Here is a 20,688-nt window from a genome sequence, read left to right as displayed (position 1 = left end):
GCTCAGTAGGCCGTCCAAGCGACGGTGTTGCTGTCTGTAGTGCAGCCACTAGTAGCCGTAGCAGAACTCACTTCGCCGCTCACAGCCGTGCCGCCATTGATAGAGGTGGTGACCTTCTGACCGCGACCTATCTTAGTGGCCAGCGTCACACAGGCATCTTGAGGCAAGCCTGCCTCGGTGACGGTGTAAGTCATCCCGTTGGCCACCACACTGACCTGGCCACTCCAGGCGTTGTAAAGCTTACCGCCGGAGAACGACATATTCGGAAGTCCTCTTATCGAGCTGAGCTGGGCGATCAGATCGGTCCCTGATGCTCCGTAACCGGCGCTGCCTTTGAGCTTGCGAGTGTTGGCGATCAGTTGACCGACGTTACCTTGCTCGTTGTTGACGTCCGAGCTTCCCATCGCGCTCCAACCGTTGTAGAGGGCGTAGCCCATCCCGATCAGGATAACGATGAGAGCGAATAACAATTCAACCGAGATATAACCGGTCTGGTTCGCCCGGGCCGAGTAGGTGGTGTTGTGCATGCGTGTAGTCCTGGGTATGTGGATTGCGGTGTAGTGTTCAGTGCGGCATGCCCTGAGTGGCATTGCCGGTCATGCTGTAGGCCCCGACCATGACCAGAATCATCAACAGGCCGATCAGAACCATGGATACGAGTGACAGTGTCTTTGCGTAACGCTCGACCTGTTTGAGTGATATCTCCAACCAGCGAAGGCTGTAGCGATGCACTGCAGCCGAGAAGCTCTGCGTTGTGGAGAGAACAATCAGGAACTGAATGGCTTCGTGGTCTGGAAACTCATGCCCGGAAAGATCCAAAGCCTCCCCAAAGTTTTTACCCATCCGAACCCCGTAATGGGCAGCTTCCAGGCGTTCACGCAGCCACGGATTTGCCCCACGCTTTAGCGTGTCCAGCGCTCCGAGCGGATCGATGTTTGCTCGCAGCATGACCGCGATATTGAGGAGGAAAGTTGACCCATGCAGCGCTTTGTAGATTGACCAGGGAGGCAAGATCTCCAGCCGTGTCCGCCAAGGGCCACGGAAATAAGGCAGAGTGACGACACTGGTGACAACCAGGACCACCACCAGGCACAAAGTCAGAAGTCCCCAGTTGGTCACAAAGGTGGCGATCATGTGCAGAACCATGGGTGCGCCGGACCAGGCTTCTGGGTTGGATGAGCGGCTCATGGCCGGTACCACCCGGGTGGCGATTACGTTTAGCAAGTAGGCCATCAGGCTCCAGACAAAAACCGGGTACGAGGCCGTGGAGACCACCAGCTTCATCACTTTTTGCCGAGCCTCGATGATCCGCACGCAGTCGCTGAATGCCTGGATCAAGTTCCCGGACTTCTCGCCGGCGCTGATTACGGCGTGCTCCTGATAAGGCACCCAGTTAAGGCAGGCCTGGGCCAGCGTCTTGCCGCCGTCTACAGCTTTGCCTATGCCATAACTGGCGAGGGCGATCGGATGTCGAGCACGTCGGCCTCCATCACTGTAGATCGATCCGATACGATCAAGAGCCAGGTCGAGCGGCACGCCGTTCTCCAGCAGAGCGGTCATGCTCTCGTACAGGCGGATGCGCTCATTGCCTCCGAACTGGTTTCTGTAAAAACCATCTACAAGCCCAGACCAGGCATCCATCACCTTACTGAGCATGGACTTCTGCCTCTGCTGCGTCGGCATCCAGCATGTAGCTGTCAAAATCCAATGGACCGACTACGGCCTCTGCCATGCGCGGGTCGATCAGCCCTGCATTGATCTTGATGAGCGTGTGGGCAACCTTCGTGATACCACCCATGTGCTTGACCCAATACTGGCGCGCAGCGCTTGGGCCATTTTTTCGGATCTCCTCCATGAACCGGTGGGTCGGGAGAAGAATCTCGGCGACAGCGACCCTGCCGTTGACCCCGTCACGGCATAGAGAGCAACCAGGCCCGGCCAGATAGACCTGATCGAGCACGGTCATCTTTTCAAGCCGCTCGACCAGCTGCGGATCCAAGGTACTTATCTGGCTGCGCGCAGGCACGCGGCACTTCTTGCACAGCGTTGGCAGCAGTGACTGGTTGATCAGGCCGACGATGAGTGTTGGGTCGGTGACCAGGCTTGTATCAGCCCCCATGTCGATCAGGCGAGGAATTGCTGCTACAGCGTTGTTGGTGTGCAGAGTCGATAACACCAGGTGTCCGGTCATCCCTCCGCGCAGTGCCCCCTGGGCTGATTCAAGGTCGCGAATTTCCCCGTACATCAGTATGTCGGGGTCGAGTCGCACGGAGTTTGTAATGGATTCTCCCCATGACTCGTTGCTGCCAAGAGGGGACTGATTTGCACGCATCGGATATTCGGGCGGGTCCTCTACGGTCAGGATGTGTTTTGTGCCTTTGCACTCTTCCGCCAGAAGGTTGATCTGCACCTGAAGCGACTTCGATTTCCCTGATCCGGTCGGACCGGTCAATATGATCACGCCGTAAGGAAGACTCCGCAGCCGCTTGAACAGCAAATTCTGTTCTGGCAGAAACCCCAGATCGTCGACGGACTGTTTCTCCTGATCGTCATAGATCAGTCGCAACACCATCAAAGGCCCTTCGACGAGAGGGCGGGTGGCTACACGGGCTCCGGACAGTCCCAGTTGGTCGAGGAAGGTGCGAGCCATGCGCGCATCTTGTTTCAATTCCGGCTGGTAGTAGCCCTCAGATTTGACGTCACACATCGAGTTGAAGAGTGAAGAACAGAGCTCGTTTCCTACGGCGCTCTGGATCTGCCCGTACTCCCGCAAGAGACCGTCCTCACGAAACTTGATGTAGGTGATTTCGTGGCCAACGATGAAGTGAACGTCGGAAGCACGTCGTGCATGGGCCGCGCCGATGATACGAATCACCTCTTGTTGACGCTGGGTACTGTCTATAGATCCGGCGAAAGCTTTGCCCGCATTCTGATACAGAGACTTGATGTCGCTGAGCGTGCTGCTGATGATCTGAAACGGCACGCCGGCTCGGTCCAGGCGGTCCATAAATGCCATCACAAAAGGGTCGTGCATGTGCTGAGACGACACGAGCAATTCTGCTTCTTCAGCCTCTGGGGCAGGTGCTAACAAGGCAACGAGCTGACGCAACTCGCTGGTGATGTCCCCCAACCGCTGTCCCTCCGCAGTCAGGACGGTTCCGACCACGTCAGATTGCATGGCGATGGTGATCGGTTGCACGACTGCGGTCGGTCGGGTGACCTGGCGTTCCAACGGATCAGCCTCGATGTCTGGCTCAATCCGTACCGCGCCGCTCATCGCTGCAACTCCTGCGACACGCTGGACAGCGGACTCATGGCCGAGGGCTGCCCGGGAGCTACAGGCTTGAGTGTCTGCAGTGACATTTGGGGGGCGTCAACCGAGCCACTTGGTGCCCGGGTCGAGAAACCTAATGGATATCGGCGTCCGTCATGACCCAGTACCACGCTGTCGAGAGACACGCTGATTACCTTGAACCCTCCTGGCAGCTCAGCATTACCAACAGATGCATCGACCTCGAAACCACTACCGTACAGTAACGTTGCATACAGAGCGTTATTCATCCTGAACACGGTCTTGACCACCGGCAACTGCGGTGTGCTGTTGCTGGCCGGGGCGGGCGTCGTGTAAGCGCTCTGCGTTACCTGAACCGGCGCAGACGTAGATGTCGATTTAGACGTCTTGCCACCGTTCACGATGTCTTCCTTCGCACGAGCTCGCGCCGCCTGTGCTGTGAAGAGCAGGGTTTCACTCTGCACCTGGGACAACTCGCCAATGTTGATCCGACTGAGGTCGGTGGGCGATGGATCGGCCGCGACGGCCATATTGCCGGCAGCTAGGCAGGACAACAGAAACGTCAACAGAATGGAGGCGCGAGTGTTAATGCACATAGAGGTCACCTATGACGTTCCAGGTTAATTTGCCGTCTTGAAAGTCGGTTTTGATTTCACGCAGCCGCATTCCCGTGCTTTCCACGCCTTGAAGAACAGTCGCTGGCGGTAACAGACTCGTGTAGCGGATCTCGAAGTGTCGATAATCCGGAGGCGGTGGTGGTGGAGGCGCAGGCTGGCCAGGCAAGGCTGGTGGCTGGACAACCGTCACAGGTACTTCCGTGATCTTGGGCTGGACGTTCTGGGCTTGCAGCCACGAAGTGATGCTGTCCAAGGCCTGCGTTGCCGGGTTCAGAACGTCATCACCCGCCAGCGGCAGCTCGAAGGTGAGTTTCACCGCGGCCATGTTGCCTTCGTCGTAGAACGCGGGCGTATCAGCAAAGTAGCCTGCCGTAGCGGCGCTGAAAGCGAGCGTGGTGCTGTTGCCGGTGCGGTTGTAGTTGGCCGACATCAGCGTTCCGTCGCATTTAGCTGAGACGAATAGCCATCCTTCGATTGCCGGTGGTAACTGGTCAATTGAGCCGTTACAGCCTCTAAGAAATACTGGGACAGAAGGCTGTTTTACCCACGGATGTACAAGCGCCTCGATCACAACTGGGGAGTGTGTTCGCTGGTTCAAGGCATCCAATTCGGCTTGCCTTGCCGCCTCTGCCGCTTGCTGCGCCTGACGAGCAAGTTGCAGCTTATGTTCATTCCACTGGTGCCACGCAATCAGGCCGACCACGACCAAGGCACCAATCACCCCGGCTTTCAGCAGTTCCTGTCTGGACAGGCCGAATGCCAGCGGAGTCAGCTTGTATTCGCGCTTGAGATTTGATGGCTGCAACAATGTTTCAGGGTCGAATTGATCGCCACCGCGACCAAACTCCGGCGGGAGAAAAATCTTGTCGAAGCTCATCGAGCGGCTCAGTTGCTGAGCCACCTTCTTTTTTATTTCCTCACTGCTGCCGACCAGGTCAGCACCGGGTATGACCGCACCTCGGTACACTGCGACCAGGGCGTATCTATCCTCGGCGTCCTCGATCTTCCAGGCAGCCAGCCACGATGCGCCGAGCTGTCCGGCGAGTGCAGCTGCAAGGGAGTACATGCCTTTGACTGCACCGTCATTCTGCGAAACAAATCCAGCCTGAATCACCGACTCGGTATGCCGGATGGCCACGATGTCCATTTGCTGGGTGCGACCAAACTGGCGTGCTTCCTTCATGTAGCCGGTAAGGCTACCCAACGGATGCCACAGCAGGCCTGTCACGAAAGATCGTCCGTGATAAGTCAGAATCTGAACTTTGCCATCGCTGGGCGTTGGGGGGCGCGTAGCGCGCTTTCGGATCAGAGAGAACAGGTTCGCCATGTCAGTTGGTCACAATCGGGGTGATCAGCACTACCAGAACGCTTTTTGACGAGGTGCGTTTACGCCCGCCTCCAAGCCCGAAGAACCCGGGTGAACCTGTGCCGATCTTGTCCGTGTTGTCGCTCAGCTCCTCAAAGCCCGACAGGATCAATGTCTGACCGCTGCGCAGCTTCACCTTAGGCGACAGACTTTTCGCATCGTAGTTTGGGATCTGAACGCTGGAGCCGTTGCTGGTGAATGGCTCGAAGGTAGGCTTGGAGCTCATGTTGATCGAAACCATGAGCAACATCTCATCGTCGTCCATCAAGCGCGGTTGCAGCGTCATGTTGAAACCGGAGGTGATCGTGCCCGGAGTAATCGCCGTGCTGGAGCCCACTGATGCCGTGGTGTTGGTCTGAACCGATGGGATGTAGCCTTGAACGTTGCCGATCTGCAGCGGAGCAGGCTGCAGATTCAGTGTGGTCACAGACGGCGAGCGAACATTCGAGATCCGGGCCTGTTCTGCGATTACCTGGATGATCGCGTTTGAACCTGCCCAGGCAGAGTTGGCCGTATCGACAATGCCGACAGAGCCCGAGATTGCGCTGGAGCTGATGCCTGGCACAGTATTCGAAAGAGACAGGCCCCACTTTGTGCTAAGCGAGTTGTAGACGGCCGCCCAGTTCAAAGCCAGCTGATCGGTGTCGGTCAGCGTCGCCTCAAACACCTTCACATTGAACAGCACTTGTTGGGTGATCGCGTGGTTGGTCTTGGCCAGATAGGTCTCAACGTTCGAAAGCACGTCTGGCCGGTCAGTCACGGTTAGCGTCCCGGTCGACGGTGACAGATACATGCGACCAGGCGGCGAGGTACTCAGCATTGCCCTCACGTTGCTCTGGATGTCAGTCAGGATCGATGTGTTGAGCGTGACGGTCGTGCTCTGGTTGCTGCCCGAGTCACCCGAGACGCCTGATGAACTGCTGCCTGACGATGATCCGCTCGACGAACCACTCCCCGAGCCCGAAGAGGTCGTCATACCGGATCTGACGGTGCTTTTGATTTCCTGCACGTCTCCAAATGCGTAGACGTCAAACACCTTGGTGTCGAAATAGCTGACCTGCACTGACCGTGAGGTGGGATTGAATCGATAGGTCAGTCCCAGCCGCGAGGTGACATCATCCAGCAGACCCGAAGCTTTCCCAGAATAGCGTAGGCCGCTGACGAGATTCGGTGTCAGCATCGATGCGAAGTCAGAGCTTCTGCCCTGAGAGGCCTGCGCCAGGTTGGAGCCGCCCGTAATACCTGCAGGCAGCAACCCGGCCAGGCTGTCAGGGTTGGGGGCCGTGCTGATCGGAGGAGCATTGTTGCCCTGAGCAGGTGCATTAGCGTTCAGCAGGCCAGGATTGAGCGCATCCGGCGAGACAAGGACAGGGATCCCGCATTGGCCGGAAATGTACTGGGCAATTTCAGCAATTCCGACACTGCCAGCAGGCCGATATGCGACCTCACAGTCATACTTGGAGGGGATGCCTCGTCTCGCAACAACTGGCTGCGTTGAAACCCAGGGTTTGTCGCTGAATATCACTGTGTCCCGGCGTTCCTGTTGCTGCTTGTTACGCTGGATAGCCGCGTAACGGCCGGCAGAATCGGCGGTAGCCTCTGCCCGTGCAGCAGCTTCATCCACCCGTTGGACTGAGCAGGCTGATGCCGATAGAACAGCGAGACACAGAGCGGTCTGACGGATGAAGGGCATGCTCATTTCTTCCTCTCCGATACGTGCAGAACCTGCTGACCATTTCCCTCATTCCCGTCCACCACAAAGGACCGTTTGGCGTTGTCGTACAGTGGGAATATCTGCCTGACCGCCGAGCTGAAAGAGCCTGTAAAACTCAACGGTGCTTCGATGGGGTAGTCCAAGTCTTCCGGCACCCAGATCACCTGCCAGCCGGCCCGTTTGGCCCAGTCCTCGACCGATTGACGCAAGGTACTGCCCACAGGCGCATTCCACGTTTGCTGTGGCGCAACGGTTGCGATGGGTTTCGCTGCTGGTTCAGGTTTCGACGGGGCCTGGCTGGTCGTAGCGATGCTCTTGGTGACGGTGGTCTGAGATGTGGCCTTCGCCGCAGCCGCGCTCACAGGAGTCGGCTTTTGCTGTGTAGGGGGGCCTTCCTTGGCTGGGGTGCTGATGGATGCAGCTGGTTGCGCTTTTGCCTGCGTGACGACCGTGGTTTGCGGTTGTCCTGCAGGCGATGTGTTCTTGCTGAATGGGGTTCCGGTTGCCGGCGCCGTTACAACGGTCACGGCTGGGGAGGTGTTGGCTACCGAGGTTGATCCAGTGCTGGCCGGTTGGGTAGGTTGAGCCAGTGCCACAGGCTTTGACGTCTCCGGCAGTTGGTAACCTGGCCGCAGTACGAAACAGACGCCGCGCGTGACTTCATTGACCTTGACCTGCCATGCTGGTCCAGCCAGTACCTGGAGCGTATTGCGAAGGCTCATCGGCCCGAGCTTGTACTGGGCAGCAGGAAGAGGGCGTGTGAACAAAATGTTTACGTGACCGGTGCTCGGTGGGCACAAGGTGTAGCCTGAGCGGCTGACCACATACTGCATTGCATCCTGGACGGACGGATGCATGTTGGCTGGAATGCTGACGTCGATGATTTGGGCCATCAGATCGCGTTGCACCGCTTCCGGAGCAGTATTCACCAGAGCGTAGCGACCATAGCGGACCATCGGCTCCTGGCCGGCCTTTGCGCCACTTGAGTACAGGTCTGGCGAGAGCAGCTCAGGATTCTGGCTGCTGTCGAAAGCTGGTCCAACCGGTTTGTCCGCCACAGACGTGCATCCGGCGAACAGCGCGAGTATGGAAAGTGTGGAAAGCTGCCTGATCATGTGTGCCTTGACCCCATTTCTTGATGGTGGCCAAGGTGCCAGCGCTTAGGTTGCAAAGCACTGCTAAACCCTTAACGGATCGATTCAGGTTATTGAGTAGGGAGGCATTGGGAATGCCGGGCGTGGGAGGAGCTCCGCCGCGTAACCTCTCTTGATCAATGCGACACGGCGGCCAATAGGTGATCGCTACTTGGGTAACGATCACAGCTGGCAGAGTCAGCTTCCTTGGTTGTTGCAGAGTACGAGTTAAAGCTTAGGTTGCTGCTAATTGAATAAATAAAGCCAATGCTATGAAAAGAATAATTTGTGACGTCCAAGGTATTGTAAGCAAGTACTTGAGCTTCACAGGGAAACGTTCAATTTCTTTTATATCCAACAAGCCCCTTTTTTTTCCTAGACTTGGAACCCATAGGTAAAAATAAATCATGTTACAACGCATAATTTTCCCCAGAAGCCCTGCGCTCAAGAAAATCCTTTTATTTTGTTCAACAAATTTACAGTTAGGAAGGCAGTGTTCAAATTTCTCTGTATAGGCGTGAGCCACATAAAAAGAAATACCCACCATGATTACCGCGGATAAAATAATGATCGTAGCTATCAGTCCTGGATCCACGTCTGTCATGGGCTTGTCTGCCTGTATAGATAGTCACCCATCATCTCACCACCTTTAGTTCCAAGCGCACCTCCCGCCATACCTCCGGCAGCGCCCCCGATTACTGCACATGCTAATGCAGCACCTCCGCCTGTTGGTATGCTTAATCCAACACATATTATTCCAGCAATGCCACTACCTACCGTGCCACCTATCGCTCCGAAGCTCAAACTCCCCAATAGCGAGCTACCCTCGACATATTTGGCTTTTTTGCACTCTTCTTCCCTGCCCAATGTACAAGCTTTATGGATCGACAAACCTGTTGATGCCACATCCAAAGCTGTGCCTATGTAGGCACCTCTCTTAACTAGATTAGCGGCTCTTGCAACCCCAGAGACTTTATCGGCGTACCCGGAGATTTCGCCTGTATGCATATAGCTAGATGTAGAAATTCCCAAAAGCTTTTTAATTGAGCCTTCATTACGTAATCCCGAACCGTAAGAGGCCATGCTTGATAATTGCTTATCAAGTTTTAAAAAAAGGGCTGTTCTTTTTGCATAAAACGTATCGCGTTCTACCATGGAGCCTGAACTGAGGTGCTCCCGATGCAAAATTTCTATATCGTCGAGCGTGGTTTTGATAGCGTTCAGATGTTTATTCCAACCATCGGTTGCAGCACCTACACCTGTGGAAGCATGAGAAAGAAGACTTTGCAAAAGCTCAAAGTTATCAAGAAAAAAATCATCCCCTCCAGCGCCATTACTGAGCAAGTCCGTATGGATTTGACTAGCCTTTGCCATCAGGTAGGCTTCCTGGCTTGTGCAGGAGGGCGTAGATGGATCACCTACAATGACAAGCTCACCAGCACTTACGACACTTCCTGCTATATGAGAATTGAGAATGTTGAATTTAGCTTTGGAATTCCCAGAAAGCCCGATATTCGCCTTCAGGGTTTCGAAGGTTTGCGTTCTAGCGTTGATGAAAGACTTAACCTCGGCCATTTCCTTGCCTCACGAATATATCTTGTTGCCGATCCGATCCCATCCCCCGGTTACATTACCGCCGGCGGCGCCATCGCTGCGCTTTTGCAAGGTATAGGTGGCTTTTATACGTCCATAGTTGAGCTGTACAATTTCGATTGGTACGCCTGAACTTGCGCTTTGAGAGTAGTCAGCGATTATGACCTCCTCCAGTACCACCTCATAATATTTGAGTCTGTCTGTGCTTGCTCGGCAGAGCACTAACTTGACTTCTTTAAGGTGCTGGCCCGCGCAGCTGACCTCCATCAGCTTGCAACTGGCGCTGTCCAGATATTTGGTGAAGGTAAAATTAGTCATTGTAGTTCGACCAGAGGACGCGCCTCCTGATGAACTGGCTGTAGCAGACGTGCTTTGACTAACGCCGAAATTGTAGCCAGTAATTTCGATCCACTTACTAAACTTCTCGTCTAGAGCTTCGCCAGGAAGCTCTGCGATTTGAATATAACCGTCAAAAGCCATGTGTTCCGCTCCTTGGCAAGCTGTAGTGTGTAAGGTCTAATCCTGATCTAACGGACAGCCGTTTTTTTTTGAGGTTCCGCAGCCAGGCACCTATTTTTTCGCTTCGTTCAATTTCGTTACCATCTAGATAGTGTCGGCAAGAGCCTTCTTGCTCGACTCCTCCGCTTCCGGATCGATCAGATCGCTGGCCAGAGCGCGCTTGTCCATGAGCATTCGCCACAGCTGCTGGTCGATGGTGTCTTCAGCCAAGGGAATTTTGACTACCACCATGCGGAGTTGCCCATTGCGGTACGCTCGGTCCTCTGCTTGGTCCTGGAGCCCCGGAGTCCATGGAAGCCCCAGAAAAAACACATAGTTCGCAGCAGTCAGGTTGTAACCTGTACCGGCGGCCGACCTGGTCCCGATAAACACCCTGCAGTCCGGATCCTGCTGGAAAGCATCAATCGCCTTCTGTCGTTTCTTGGGCGAGTCACTGCCTACCAATGTCACGCACCCGACGCCCATCTTGAGGCAGTGCTCACGCAATGTGGCCACGGATTCCTGATACTCGCAGAAGAGGATCACCTTGTCGTCGACGTCCAGCTCGGCCATCAGATCCGCCAGGATCCGTACCTTCACGCGCTCGAGCAGTTGGCGCAGTGCGCCCAGCCTTGCGAATCGATGCTGGTCGCTGCGCATGATCTGATTATAATCGGCACGTTCTACCTGGCTGAGTATCACAGGCACAGTCTGGCGCTGCTTCCCCTTCAGGTTGGGTAGCACATCCTTGCGGCGTCGAAGCATCCAGTCAGATATCTCATCTCTAAGCGTCTTGCGAAACTCAGGACTGCCGGCGAATCGCTCGCAGAACTCATTCAGGGGCAGTTGTCCGATTGGATGGCCTGAAAGCCTGAGGAGTGTGTGCAGTTCGGCTTCGCGATTGAGCACAGGCGTGCCCGTCAACAAGTAGCGGTTTTGTACCTGAGCCGCGATGTCGAAGCCGTGGCGTGTCCATGCTGCAGTGGGTTCCTTGAGTCGGTGAGCCTCGTCAATGACCATCACCGCGAAGCGATTCGCGTGCATGACAAAATCACCCAGCCTCTCGTAGTTCACGATGATCCAGCCAGCGTTCGCATCAAAAGTTTGCATTGCGATTTGAGCCTGAGGAAACACCATCAGGATCTCACGCTGCCAGTTGATGATCAGGCTGTTGAGCACAATCACCAGAACTGGTTTACCTTGGGCGCGTATGCCAGCGGCAACCACCGCCTGGCGAGTTTTGCCCAGTCCCATGTCGTCGGCCAGTAGCGCACTCGTGCGCTGCAACAGGTGCTTGATACCCGCTGGTTGATGATCCATCAGCGAGAATTCTTCCAGCGCGTTGTCGATATCGGCATTCGTCAGTTCGGTGTTTTTGATGGACGGTACAGAGGCCAGATAAATGCCTGAGTCAGAAACGTCCTCCTCAGTCTTCATCGACTCTGGAGAGTAACCGCCCAGACTGATGCTGGTGACCTCGCGCACCGGCGAAACCGACCCGTCGGCGAGCAGCTCTTGCAGGGTATCCAGAATCTCAAACTGATCCTCGGCCAGTCCCAGTTCCAGAATCAAATTACTTCGCACCAACTCCGCCGTGCCCTGAACGCGCCAGGCTTTGCCTGCCGAGAGAAACACTCCACGCATGCGCTTGGCGATGGCTACTGCACCCGGGTGAAAATCCCCCGACAGAATCACGCCACCCTCTGCTAACGGCGCGAGCCGGAACTTCATCCCCCAGGTGAACGCATCACGGTGAGTGTCTGACTGGGCACCAGTAATCCTGTCCCTGAATGCTTGCCAGCTTTCGATATGTTTACCATCTGCGAGCTCGGCCAGTTCGCTATACAGCACGTCCAAGTCATCGAGCAGCTTGGCCTTGGGCACGCGCCAGAACTGATTCAGCGGATGATCAGATCGGCGTATGAAAAACCCGCCTCGGCGTAACAACAGCTTGTTGGCCCCTTCGAGGTAACTGAGTGAGAGTCCAAAGTCATAACCATCGTAGATGGCCTTGCGCAGCAGGACAGGGCGTTTGTTCATCAGCTTGGGCGACGCCACGATTACAACCTCCTGTCCATGAAGCGCTCAGCCCAGGCAATGACTTCTTCCCCGAAACGGATGTTGTAGATTGAGTTCGTGTCAGCATAACGTGACATCTTCAGCGCTTTGTTTGGCCATTCCAGGTTCACTGGAATATGACCGCTCAGAACAGCCGCCATGAACCATTCAAATGTCTTCATCTCGGACGAGGTGTCAGCCAGCGTTTTGTTGTGTTGCCCTCTGATTTGGGCGACGTGCAGATGTTTTAGCGTCCATTCGCCTGTCACATTTTCACCTCTAGACGGTCTGAGAATGAGCTCTACCGATGCCTGCGGGGTCCCGTCAGAACGGATCGACAGTAGTCGGCAGTCGCCTAAGAACGCACGGTAATCGTACGAGTCGATGCAGTGCCGCATGTACTGATGCTCGCGGTCCAAGTCATCAGGGCAGTTCAGTTCGACAATTTGCAGACCAGTCGCTTCACAGGTTATTTGAGCAACATTCAGCAGAAAACCTGGCCAGGTTGTGAAGGAATCTGAAGGTTCGGGCGGGACATCGCGTTCCAGATTTGCTCTGATAACAGCGAGGGCGACATGAAAGGAATCAACGAAATTGGACAATTGCCGACACGTTAACGACCCAACGAAAATGTGGAGGCGCTTTCTGATGTCCGCTGACTGTCGGCTGCCTATCCTTTCCAGATTGTCGAACAACTCTCTCAGATCGACCAGTTTGGCAACGATGTCCGTCCATGCTGGATCTGCCCAGTCAGTGGGGCATCCCTTCAAAAAGTTGCTCATGTCACGTAACGAAATAAGCAGTTGCCACGGTATCGAAGAACGTATGGAGTAGAACGATCGCCACTCGGATCGTGTGTTCGGGCGGCGGTTGCCCAGCCGCGCTCCAGCTATCAAATCGTACCAGCCGCCTTCAAGGCCTTCGAAGTTCAAGCGGCTAAGTGCGCTACCCGTGTCATACACCCGTTGCTGACCTAGGTGGCGGATCGCCGCTATCGGCGCAGAGAAAAGCCACGCAAAGACGTTGTTCAAAGGTAACCCGAGGTCAACTGTTCGCCCCACGAACTCGGCCCCGTCCAACATGAAGGCGTCATCCCATAAGGCGCATACGTCCTGCAGTTCGGCCCACGGGCTCACCTCAGGCGCGCCCGTAGTCATCATGGGCCAAGGAATGCCCTGCCCAATTACTAACACCGGTACTAATACTGGCTGTGCCTTCAATGCCTGGAGTCTTCGGTTGCTATCACCATCGGCTAGCCAGTTATAGAGCTGTGCGGAAGGGCATCGCACTGATCGAACAGCGTGCAGAAGCCGCTGATCCAGGTGCTGCCAGAACAGCTTCAAAGAACCGCCCATGTTGGAGATGTAGAACTGATTGCGCGGTCCAAAAAATCGCTTGTTGGCTCCTTCCTGAGACGGCTCATAGCCATACGGTCGATACACTTTACTGCCCAGACTGGCTAATGACTCGGCTGCTGCCAGAGCACGAGCTCGTTTGGTGAAGGTTGTGAGCAGAGCGAGGCTGCTACCCGATGTTTCTCTTCCGAAAAAGCGGAGAGCCAATTGTAAAGCTGCATTTGATGTCGGTGGCTTGAGAGGAACTCTGTCCTTGGGCTTAAAAGCTACTGCCCAGATTTGACGGCCGTCGAAGTACTGAAGCTGGCTGCCGAATCGCGCCAGTGCTTTACAAGCTCCAGAACCTCCACCCTCATCTGCCTCAAGAGCAACGAACCAACATCTGGTTGTTGAGGTGAATTTCAGGTAGTCGAGCATGAATCTATCGCGGTACTCGTGCAGCACTTTGAAGTGATCCGCCCAGGTTTGCGCGACGGCACGATGCCGGTCTGAAAACGCACCAAGTTTGAGAAGAATAGGAGAGCGCGATTTGTCGCAGTTAGCCTCGGCGGTCATGAATCAATGAGCTCAAAGTGACTTGAGCCAGCACTGTCCTAGACCGGATCTGCGCTCGCCATGCGTAACCGTAAATGGGGGAGAGTGGGTTTATAGCCCTGAGTCAGAAATTGAAGCTCTGCTGTTGCTCCTGGGCAACCCCCTTTAGCCACGATGTGCGCATGGCTGGATGCCGGTAGGGGCATTCGTGGAGAGGGATGCCGGTACGCGCCGCTTATGCCCCCACGCGCATTACGGCATGGTGAGGGTTGTTGAAGCGACGCCGATCTGAAGTTTCATGCATCCCTTGGATCCGCCTCATCGAACCGCGTATGTCCGTTCAGCGATCGGGAAAGCCCCACGTTTGAGGCGGATTTTTAGTTACAGAGCTGCGTCTTACTGGCGATTCTGGCAGCCTCCTGCCGAGCTTGGTGCGCATCTGTTTCGGCCAGCCGGACCTCAAAAAGCTCGTTTAACGTCATTTCATCACCCATCGAAATGCCAGTGATAGTGCCTCCCTTGGAAGCGACGAGCTTCTCCAAGTCATCCGTGAGAGCCGATCGGGCTGCGCGGTCATCAGGCATGCAGATGACATAGGTGACGAAATTGATTGTGCTCATAGGTTGCCCGGCGTGTGAGTGGTTAACAGTGAGACTGGATCAACGATGCGCGGATAATACTAACGACAAACTCCACGTATGGGGCGATTTTCGCACGAGCGGTCGGGTGCACTGAGTGTGGCAGATCGGTTGCAAGTTGAGGTTGGGAGCAGAGATTCGCGCAGAGCAACCTCATCTCAGCCAGGAGCCTCACGTATTAGGCGCGTTTTTTTCAGGGCTGAATTACAGGCTCAAATTTGAGAGGAGCAACCCAAATGTTGCAGTTAGACATTTCATGCTTCGTGCCTTTCTCTGCCCACCTTCTGAGCTCGCTCAAAGCTTCAGCGTCGGACTGGGCCTCCAGGATTAATTGCTGGCTTACTCCATAGGTGGCCAGCTCACTCGAATCAGGGCACGCTGTCAGCAAACTCATTCCCCACAGACGAAGCTCGATGTCGGTCATAGGTTCAACTTTTCCATATCGTTGACCAAGAAGGCATTCAAGTTTGAAAAGCTTCACGCTTCGGTCATACGCCTTGTCACGTTCAGCCTTGCGAGATCGGAGCTCAGCCCAACACACGATGCACAGACCCACGATCGTTGCGAGTGTGACTACTATCCAGAAGCCGACGTAGACGTTGTAAAGCCAGGTAGGAAGAATGTCCATCATGATATCCCAGTAACTTCATGTAGTGGGTGAACGCCCCGAATAGCCGTCCAGTACTCTCGAAAGTACCACGCAGTGGCCGCGTTTTTTTTAAATGTTAGCACAGTCCCAAATTGTGAAGCTGGCTAGTGAGGGGTGTCGAGTTACGGCTTCCTCCCCACCAGCAGCGTCACACATTGGGCGCGATTTTTGGACGTGGTCTACACAGGAATGTTGTCATCAAAGTCCGGCGCAGGATCGGCCTGGTTCTGGGCGGGCTGCGACCGTGCCGACTGCTGATGCTGGTTTTGTGAAAGATGAACGGCCTCAACCCGCGCGGGGAGAATGCCCACTCGCGATGCCTGCACCTTCATGGCCGAAAATTCTTCTCCGTCTTTGGTCCAGGAATCCATGACCGCCCGCCCCTGAATCAGCACCCGCATGCCTTTCTGGTAAACGTTGGCATAGTGCTCGGCATCCTTGTGCCAGAACTCGACGTTGGCCCAGAACCCTCCGCGATCCTCGTAGCCTGTGCCATCGCTTTTCTGGATTGAATTGTCGAAGTAGACGTTCAGCCGCAGCAAGCGGCGTGGGTCTTTGTTGCCATTGGGAAACTCCTTGAATTCTGGAGCAGAGCCGATGTTGCCTTCCCAATCTACTGATGTGCCCATGTTGAATTCCTCAGTGGGTGAATTTTTGAGCGAACGGAGTGCGCGCTGCGTGACTGGCGACGTAGCCAAGCAGTTCACGCGCCTGGCGCGAGGTGTCGGCGAGTTTGCCGGTCATGTGATTTTTGAAGGCGTCGCTGGCCAACGCTTCCACGCCTTTGTCGTAAAGCGCGTTGAACATCAGTTCAGCGTCATGTGAAGAGCGCAGCAGACCGTAGAGCAAGTCTTTGGCGATTGAAGAGCCTGCAACGCCGGGAAGATTTACCGCGGCTGACCCCTCGCCGATGATTTGGCCTTGGACGAACACGAGCGCTTGGTTGATCTGTTCGTCGGTCGCCTGATCCAACGACTTGATATCGAGGTAGGTCTGGAGCACCTGCTCGGAATTGGGCCGAGATGGACGACCCTGGTTTTGGCCTCGCATGAGCTCAAGGGTTTTGAGGGCGAAGGCCAACACTGCCCGCTGATCGGGTTGCACGGGCTGTGCTTTGAGTGCGTGTTCCATCTGGTTGAAGGCGTTGATGTAAGCCTCCTTCCAGCGGGCAGCTTCCTTGCCAGTAAAGCCCATGCAGAGAAACGTAAAGCCATCGCGTGTCATGCGAAACGCCGGATCTTTACGCGTTCTACCTAAACCCAAGTCAACGTCAATTTGTATGGGCTCAAAATTGAGCTTATGGAAAGTGTCAGTGCATTCAAGAGCTTTGATGGCCTTGGTGACATTCTTGTGAAGCTTCCCAAAGTGCATCGCAACGTCAGCGCTGGTCGTCATGGGCTGGCCTTTGACCAGTTCGATGGTGACTTCGGAAGTGACGCTAGCGTTGGACGAAGTGAGTGTTGAGTCAGTCATTATGGTTACTCCTGAGCGAGCTTGGTTACGCGGGATGGATTGACCTGATTCAGTCGTTCTGAATAAACGGCATCTGCCTGGGCCATCTTCTCTGCGCATTCGGCGGCCTGTCGGCCGATGGTATGGACCAGACTGATTTGCATGTTCAATGCAACGCGCTGCTGTTCCATAGCGTGTAGATCCTGGAGCAGTGATTCGGGTGTTCTGGGATCGGCCAGCAAACTGGACCAGACATTGACGCCCATCTGCCGAGTCCCCATTTCCTGCCAGCGCAAAAACACCGTGCCTGCGCTTGTGCGTTGCCGAACCATCCGAACAGGCAGAAGGGTGTAGGGATGTCGATTTGCCTGGGCCAGCACTTGCTCTTCGGCCAGTGCGTTCAAATCGTCCTCAAGGGAACGGCATTGCTCGGCCAACTGGACCATCCCCCCCTTACCTTTAAAAGGTTTTAAAAGGCCTTTTAGGAAGGGGGCGTGTTGCAGGGCGCTGAAGGCATCCTGTTGCAGGGTCTGGAAGGCACCCTGTTGCAGTCCTCGGTTTCCAGACCGCTGCTGCGGATGAGTTTGGGTGAGGTCACTCACTGTTCTGACTCAGGGCCAAGCGGATTTTGATGCGGTTGCCTGGATGTCATTGCGTCTTCAAAGCCATCGTCATGATCATCGTCGTCATTTGCCTGGGCGGACGACGAGGCAAGCACTGGAGCAAACTTGGATCGTTGGATGCCCTCAAGAATGTCTTGGGGGATTTCGCCAAATGGCGCGTACATTTCCCGAGCTTGCTCGGCACGCGCGTTTTTGGCAGCAAAGTCACCTCGGCTTGCGCCAGAGTATTTGTAACGCTGACTCAGGCCGAACAGACGGCGCAAAATTGCAGCGCCCTCGTCCAGCCACTGGCCCTTGGCGTTGTTGTCGATCAAACCGACATGGCTGGCCAGAAGAATGCGGCGTACCAGTTCATCGTAAGCCGTGAGCAAGTACACCGCTTTAAAGGCCAGAGGCGTGGACAGGTAGAGAGGCAGGTTAACGGGTTGCACGGACAGGTTCTGTCCGATAGACAACACGGCGGGCAGCGCGGCCATGACCTCGTCGAGTCTGGCGTCAATGTTCTTCATTTCCTGATCGCAGCTTTCGATCTTTTCTTCTATGAGAATCAGAAACCAGTCCGAGTAAGGGTCGTCCTGTTCGCAGCCACGCTTGATGCGATTGAGGATGTTGGCAAAGCCGCTCAGGCCGATCATGCCGGGTTTGCCTTCGGTGCGTTGACGTCCAAACCAGAGGCGCGAGGCGTGGTGGGTGTGCAGTGTCAGATTGACGCTGCTTCGCAACGATCCGAGGTTGAGCTGAAAGTTGTCAGCCATGCTGAGCGCTTCCTTTATATGAGCAGGTAAATGGGGAGTGGCAAGACTGCCCGTGCGCACAGACTGGGGTCAGTAACAAACCGTTTCTTGGTCGTTGGGGTTTTGTGGGAGCGGTGTATGGAGTGTTGCTCGGGGCAACACCTGGATCGGTGTTTGAAGTGATGCCAGTGGAATCACCCAGATTGGCGCTTGAAGTGATTCCCGGGGAATCACCCCGGTCGGCGTTGGAAGTGATTCCAGTGGAATCACCCCGGTCGGCGTTTGAAGTGATTCCAGTGGAATCACCCCGGTCGGCGTTTGAAGTGATTCCAGTGGAATCACCTGGACCGGTGTTGGAAGTGATTCCAGTGGAATCACCCAGATTCGCGCTTGAAGTGATGCCAGTGGCATCACCTTGGTCGGTGCTGAAAGTGTTGCCAGTGGCATCACCCTGGTCGGTGCTCGAAGTGATTCCAGTGGAATCACACGACTCATGGTTCCGAATGCCGCCACTGCGGACAGCATGATTACGCATGATCAACCCTGAGTCCTCGGCCTGACCAACTGTTTGATGCTCAGCATGGAACTGCGTCCCATCGCCAGTGATGAGGCGTCCCGATCCTGCTGCGCTGTTCGGGGCTGTGCGACGTGGGACGGATTGGGCGCAGCGCTGGGCGACCGGGAGTGACCCGATGCCGCTGGCGGATGCTGGGTGGCTGGTGAGGGCGCCTGCCACTGCGCATTGAACTCGCCGCTCATGGCCTTCTGTGTGCAGCTTAACAAGTAGCCGAACGGGTTCTTCACCGAGCCGCTTTGGCATCGATGCCGCCATTGGTCGAGCAGCGGTTGTCGCAAGGTGGGGTCCACTCGCTGCAACGCGAGTCGCGCTCTGTCTTGTTGATCCTGCGTGAACCGCTCAAACCCGGCGGGCAGGTCCGTACCATTTTCTGGAGCCTCGCGCGGTACAGAGCTTTTACATACAGATGTAGATGTATAGGTATACGTACTATATGAGTTCGGAATTCGAACCAAGCCGAAAGAGGCCGAATTCAGACTGAGTTCGGAATCCGAACCCGGTGTTTCCAAATTCGCTCCTGCGCTTTTTTCACTGAGTTCGGATTCCGAACTCAGTGAATTTGCCGGGCCTGTGCCCTTGGTTCGGAATCCGAACTCAGGTTCAGCCTGCTTGTGTTTGACCTGATTGGGCGTGTCATGCCAGCCCTGTTGCCGCCATCTGTGTTCGATTACCTCCAGTCGTGAAGGCAAGGCCTCGGCTGAATGATCCGGGTCACTTGCAAATTCTTTGAAGGCATGATCCGCCACCACTCTCACGGTTTTGTTGGCATGCTCAAGAGCATGGCCGACGAGCTGCATGTAGTTACGATCGATTTCCATTGCCTCGGCATACCCCACGGGTTCATCGTGCAGGATGTAGATGTTGCCTTGCACCCGGCCACTGACCGAGTCGCGTACCCGTTGTCCCAGGCTGAGCCAGCGCGTCAGTCTCAGGACAGTCAGTGCCTTGGCTACGGTTTCTTTGGACGCAGATTTGCCCGGTGATGAGCCCAGATATGGGCGTAGTTTTTCGTAGCTCGGAAACGCTGTGACGCCATCGCCATTGATGAGCAGCCTGAAGACCTGCCAGGCATTGCGTTCCAGCGGGGATAGCCGATCGTCGAGCAGCAGGCCGCGCGGAACCGTCTCGTGCGGATTGCCGCTGAAGACGATGCCGTCATAATGCTCTGCACGAACTGATTCCGCCGTCTGAGGTATCGAACCCGAGCCAGCGCTCTGCTGTTGCGCCAGTTTCATTTGCTGGAGCAGCATATGGTTTTGCAATGCCCCGGCAGCGGCATTGATGGCGACTCCCAAGGAGGGACGTCGGTTCATTCTCGTCACATCCGGTCGCCTTCTACCTTGCCTGCGGTCTTACCTGGCAGGCTACGTTTGGCAGTGCTGTGTTTCTTACCCGGTGGGTAGAGATCCTGTGCCAGCCATTGCTGAATTTTGTTCCACACCAGACCCAGGGTGATGGGGTCTGGCGATTGGTGATCCTGTTCCTCCGGCGGGATGTTGATCTCCTCGGTCAACAACATGGCTATGTCGAGCAGCGCGACCCCGTCCGTGTGGTCGACGCCGAAGTCCGCCATCAACTTGACGAATCGGTGCCATAAGGGCGTGTCATCGGGCAGATCCCGAAAGCGGCCTGGCTTACCAGGCACACCGACCAGCACCCTCTGTAGCGAAACCTCCTGTGGCGACATGCCAAAAAACTGCTGAAGCATGGGCGTGGTTGCGCCCAGACGCAGCGCGCGTTGCACAATGCGGTTCTCTTCGTCCGTGCGCTCTTTGTTGGAAAGCAGGCGCTTGACCATCGCGGGATCGATCGCCACCTGGCACCAGATGACTGCGGAGTTCAGCAGTACGCTTTG

At 55.5% G+C, this 20,688-nt stretch carries 21 protein-coding genes and 1 pseudogene; all 22 read right to left on the bottom strand.

Annotated elements, in window-relative coordinates; genetic code table 11:
* Positions 1-2: 2 nt before the first annotated feature.
* On the bottom strand, positions 3-527 hold the full coding sequence (locus tag ALO80_RS08360) for a type 4 pilus major pilin (RefSeq protein WP_055008636.1): 525 nt from the start codon (positions 525-527) through the stop codon (positions 3-5).
* 37 nt (positions 528-564) lie between these two features.
* The gene (locus ALO80_RS08355; RefSeq protein ID WP_055008635.1) at positions 565-1,656 is read right to left on the bottom strand and encodes a type II secretion system F family protein; all 1,092 of its coding nucleotides are present in this window, start codon (positions 1,654-1,656) and stop codon (positions 565-567) included.
* Positions 1,646-3,277 (bottom strand): GspE/PulE family protein, encoded by a 1,632-nt coding sequence (locus tag ALO80_RS08350; protein ID WP_055008634.1) that lies wholly within the window; start codon positions 3,275-3,277, stop codon positions 1,646-1,648. Before ALO80_RS08350 ends, ALO80_RS08355 begins: the two co-directional genes overlap by 11 nt.
* A complete protein-coding gene (gene pilP, locus ALO80_RS08345; RefSeq protein WP_055008633.1) occupies positions 3,274-3,888 on the bottom strand; it encodes a type IV pilus biogenesis protein PilP in 615 nt (204 codons plus the stop codon). The genes ALO80_RS08350 and pilP overlap by 4 nt, the downstream gene beginning before the upstream one ends.
* Complete coding sequence (gene pilO2, locus ALO80_RS08340; RefSeq protein WP_055008632.1) at positions 3,878-5,236, bottom strand: type 4b pilus protein PilO2; 1,359 nt, start codon at positions 5,234-5,236, stop codon at positions 3,878-3,880. The genes pilP and pilO2 overlap by 11 nt, the downstream gene beginning before the upstream one ends.
* Before the next feature lies 1 nt (position 5,237).
* A complete protein-coding gene (pilN, locus tag ALO80_RS08335) occupies positions 5,238-6,974 on the bottom strand; it encodes a PilN family type IVB pilus formation outer membrane protein (RefSeq protein ID WP_055008631.1) in 1,737 nt (578 codons plus the stop codon).
* A complete protein-coding gene (pilL2, locus tag ALO80_RS08330) occupies positions 6,971-8,104 on the bottom strand; it encodes a PFGI-1 class ICE element type IV pilus protein PilL2 (protein ID WP_083493192.1) in 1,134 nt (377 codons plus the stop codon). Before pilL2 ends, pilN begins: the two co-directional genes overlap by 4 nt.
* A 253-nt stretch (positions 8,105-8,357) precedes the next feature.
* Positions 8,358-8,726 (bottom strand): hypothetical protein, encoded by a 369-nt coding sequence (locus ALO80_RS08325; RefSeq protein WP_055008630.1) that lies wholly within the window; start codon positions 8,724-8,726, stop codon positions 8,358-8,360.
* The gene (locus ALO80_RS08320; RefSeq protein WP_055008629.1) at positions 8,723-9,697 is read right to left on the bottom strand and encodes a hypothetical protein; all 975 of its coding nucleotides are present in this window, start codon (positions 9,695-9,697) and stop codon (positions 8,723-8,725) included. Before ALO80_RS08320 ends, ALO80_RS08325 begins: the two co-directional genes overlap by 4 nt.
* Before the next feature lie 9 nt (positions 9,698-9,706).
* Positions 9,707-10,195 carry an Hcp family type VI secretion system effector gene (locus ALO80_RS08315; protein ID WP_055008628.1) on the bottom strand — a complete coding sequence of 163 codons (489 nt, stop codon included), beginning with the start codon at positions 10,193-10,195 and terminating at the stop codon, positions 9,707-9,709.
* Positions 10,196-10,318: 123 nt separating this feature from the next.
* Positions 10,319-12,271 carry a DEAD/DEAH box helicase gene (locus ALO80_RS08310; protein ID WP_055008627.1) on the bottom strand — a complete coding sequence of 651 codons (1,953 nt, stop codon included), beginning with the start codon at positions 12,269-12,271 and terminating at the stop codon, positions 10,319-10,321.
* A gap of 2 nt (positions 12,272-12,273) precedes the next feature.
* Positions 12,274-14,181, bottom strand: a complete 1,908-nt coding sequence (locus ALO80_RS08305) for a PcfJ domain-containing protein (RefSeq protein WP_055008626.1) — start codon at positions 14,179-14,181, stop codon at positions 12,274-12,276.
* A 103-nt stretch (positions 14,182-14,284) separates the two neighbouring features.
* A pseudogene (locus ALO80_RS29255) lies at positions 14,285-14,464 on the bottom strand (CrpP family ICE-associated protein).
* A gap of 73 nt (positions 14,465-14,537) precedes the next feature.
* A complete protein-coding gene (locus ALO80_RS08300; RefSeq protein WP_055008625.1) occupies positions 14,538-14,780 on the bottom strand; it encodes a hypothetical protein in 243 nt (80 codons plus the stop codon).
* Between the two features lie 211 nt (positions 14,781-14,991).
* Entirely contained in the window at positions 14,992-15,429 is a 438-nt protein-coding gene (locus ALO80_RS08295; protein ID WP_055008624.1) for a hypothetical protein, read from the bottom strand.
* Positions 15,430-15,626: 197 nt separating this feature from the next.
* A complete protein-coding gene (locus ALO80_RS08290) occupies positions 15,627-16,076 on the bottom strand; it encodes a single-stranded DNA-binding protein (RefSeq protein WP_055008623.1) in 450 nt (149 codons plus the stop codon).
* 10 nt (positions 16,077-16,086) lie between these two features.
* A complete protein-coding gene (locus tag ALO80_RS08285; RefSeq protein ID WP_055008622.1) occupies positions 16,087-16,920 on the bottom strand; it encodes a Rha family transcriptional regulator in 834 nt (277 codons plus the stop codon).
* A 5-nt stretch (positions 16,921-16,925) separates the two neighbouring features.
* Complete coding sequence (locus ALO80_RS08280; protein ID WP_055008621.1) at positions 16,926-17,501, bottom strand: DUF3158 family protein; 576 nt, start codon at positions 17,499-17,501, stop codon at positions 16,926-16,928.
* A complete protein-coding gene (locus ALO80_RS08275; protein WP_055008620.1) occupies positions 17,498-18,277 on the bottom strand; it encodes a PFL_4669 family integrating conjugative element protein in 780 nt (259 codons plus the stop codon). Before ALO80_RS08275 ends, ALO80_RS08280 begins: the two co-directional genes overlap by 4 nt.
* Positions 18,278-18,346: 69 nt before the next feature.
* Positions 18,347-18,781, bottom strand: coding sequence for a hypothetical protein (locus ALO80_RS31270; RefSeq protein WP_159420663.1), 435 nt, complete (start codon positions 18,779-18,781; stop codon positions 18,347-18,349).
* A gap of 12 nt (positions 18,782-18,793) precedes the next feature.
* Entirely contained in the window at positions 18,794-20,146 is a 1,353-nt protein-coding gene (locus ALO80_RS08270) for an STY4528 family pathogenicity island replication protein (RefSeq protein WP_055008619.1), read from the bottom strand.
* A 5-nt stretch (positions 20,147-20,151) separates the two neighbouring features.
* Positions 20,152-20,688 (bottom strand): STY4526/YPO1902 family pathogenicity island replication protein (locus ALO80_RS08265; RefSeq protein ID WP_055008618.1); only part of this gene is annotated, 537 nt, incomplete at its 5' end.

It is taken from the genome of Pseudomonas caricapapayae (genome assembly GCF_001400735.1).
GTDB classification, from domain to species: domain Bacteria; phylum Pseudomonadota; class Gammaproteobacteria; order Pseudomonadales; family Pseudomonadaceae; genus Aquipseudomonas; species Aquipseudomonas caricapapayae.
This window is presented reverse-complemented; position numbering and strand designations above follow the sequence as displayed.

Coding starts and splice junctions, on each gene's coding strand:
- pilL2 (WP_083493192.1), bottom strand. CDS start 8,104: ATGATCAGGCAGCTTTCCACACTTTCCATACTCGCGCTGTTCGCCGGA.
- ALO80_RS08285 (WP_055008622.1), bottom strand. CDS start 16,920: ATGACTGACTCAACACTCACTTCGTCCAACGCTAGCGTCACTTCCGAA.
- pilN (WP_055008631.1), bottom strand. CDS start 6,974: ATGAGCATGCCCTTCATCCGTCAGACCGCTCTGTGTCTCGCTGTTCTA.
- ALO80_RS08320 (WP_055008629.1), bottom strand. CDS start 9,697: ATGGCCGAGGTTAAGTCTTTCATCAACGCTAGAACGCAAACCTTCGAA.
- pilO2 (WP_055008632.1), bottom strand. CDS start 5,236: ATGGCGAACCTGTTCTCTCTGATCCGAAAGCGCGCTACGCGCCCCCCA.
- ALO80_RS08290 (WP_055008623.1), bottom strand. CDS start 16,076: ATGGGCACATCAGTAGATTGGGAAGGCAACATCGGCTCTGCTCCAGAA.
- ALO80_RS31270 (WP_159420663.1), bottom strand. CDS start 18,781: ATGCTGTCCGCAGTGGCGGCATTCGGAACCATGAGTCGTGTGATTCCA.
- ALO80_RS08305 (WP_055008626.1), bottom strand. CDS start 14,181: ATGACCGCCGAGGCTAACTGCGACAAATCGCGCTCTCCTATTCTTCTC.
- ALO80_RS08300 (WP_055008625.1), bottom strand. CDS start 14,780: ATGAGCACAATCAATTTCGTCACCTATGTCATCTGCATGCCTGATGAC.
- ALO80_RS08295 (WP_055008624.1), bottom strand. CDS start 15,429: ATGATGGACATTCTTCCTACCTGGCTTTACAACGTCTACGTCGGCTTC.
- ALO80_RS08315 (WP_055008628.1), bottom strand. CDS start 10,195: ATGGCTTTTGACGGTTATATTCAAATCGCAGAGCTTCCTGGCGAAGCT.
- ALO80_RS08350 (WP_055008634.1), bottom strand. CDS start 3,277: ATGAGCGGCGCGGTACGGATTGAGCCAGACATCGAGGCTGATCCGTTG.
- ALO80_RS08270 (WP_055008619.1), bottom strand. CDS start 20,146: ATGAACCGACGTCCCTCCTTGGGAGTCGCCATCAATGCCGCTGCCGGG.
- ALO80_RS08325 (WP_055008630.1), bottom strand. CDS start 8,726: ATGACAGACGTGGATCCAGGACTGATAGCTACGATCATTATTTTATCC.
- pilP (WP_055008633.1), bottom strand. CDS start 3,888: ATGTGCATTAACACTCGCGCCTCCATTCTGTTGACGTTTCTGTTGTCC.
- ALO80_RS08360 (WP_055008636.1), bottom strand. CDS start 527: ATGCACAACACCACCTACTCGGCCCGGGCGAACCAGACCGGTTATATC.
- ALO80_RS08275 (WP_055008620.1), bottom strand. CDS start 18,277: ATGGCTGACAACTTTCAGCTCAACCTCGGATCGTTGCGAAGCAGCGTC.
- ALO80_RS08355 (WP_055008635.1), bottom strand. CDS start 1,656: ATGCTCAGTAAGGTGATGGATGCCTGGTCTGGGCTTGTAGATGGTTTT.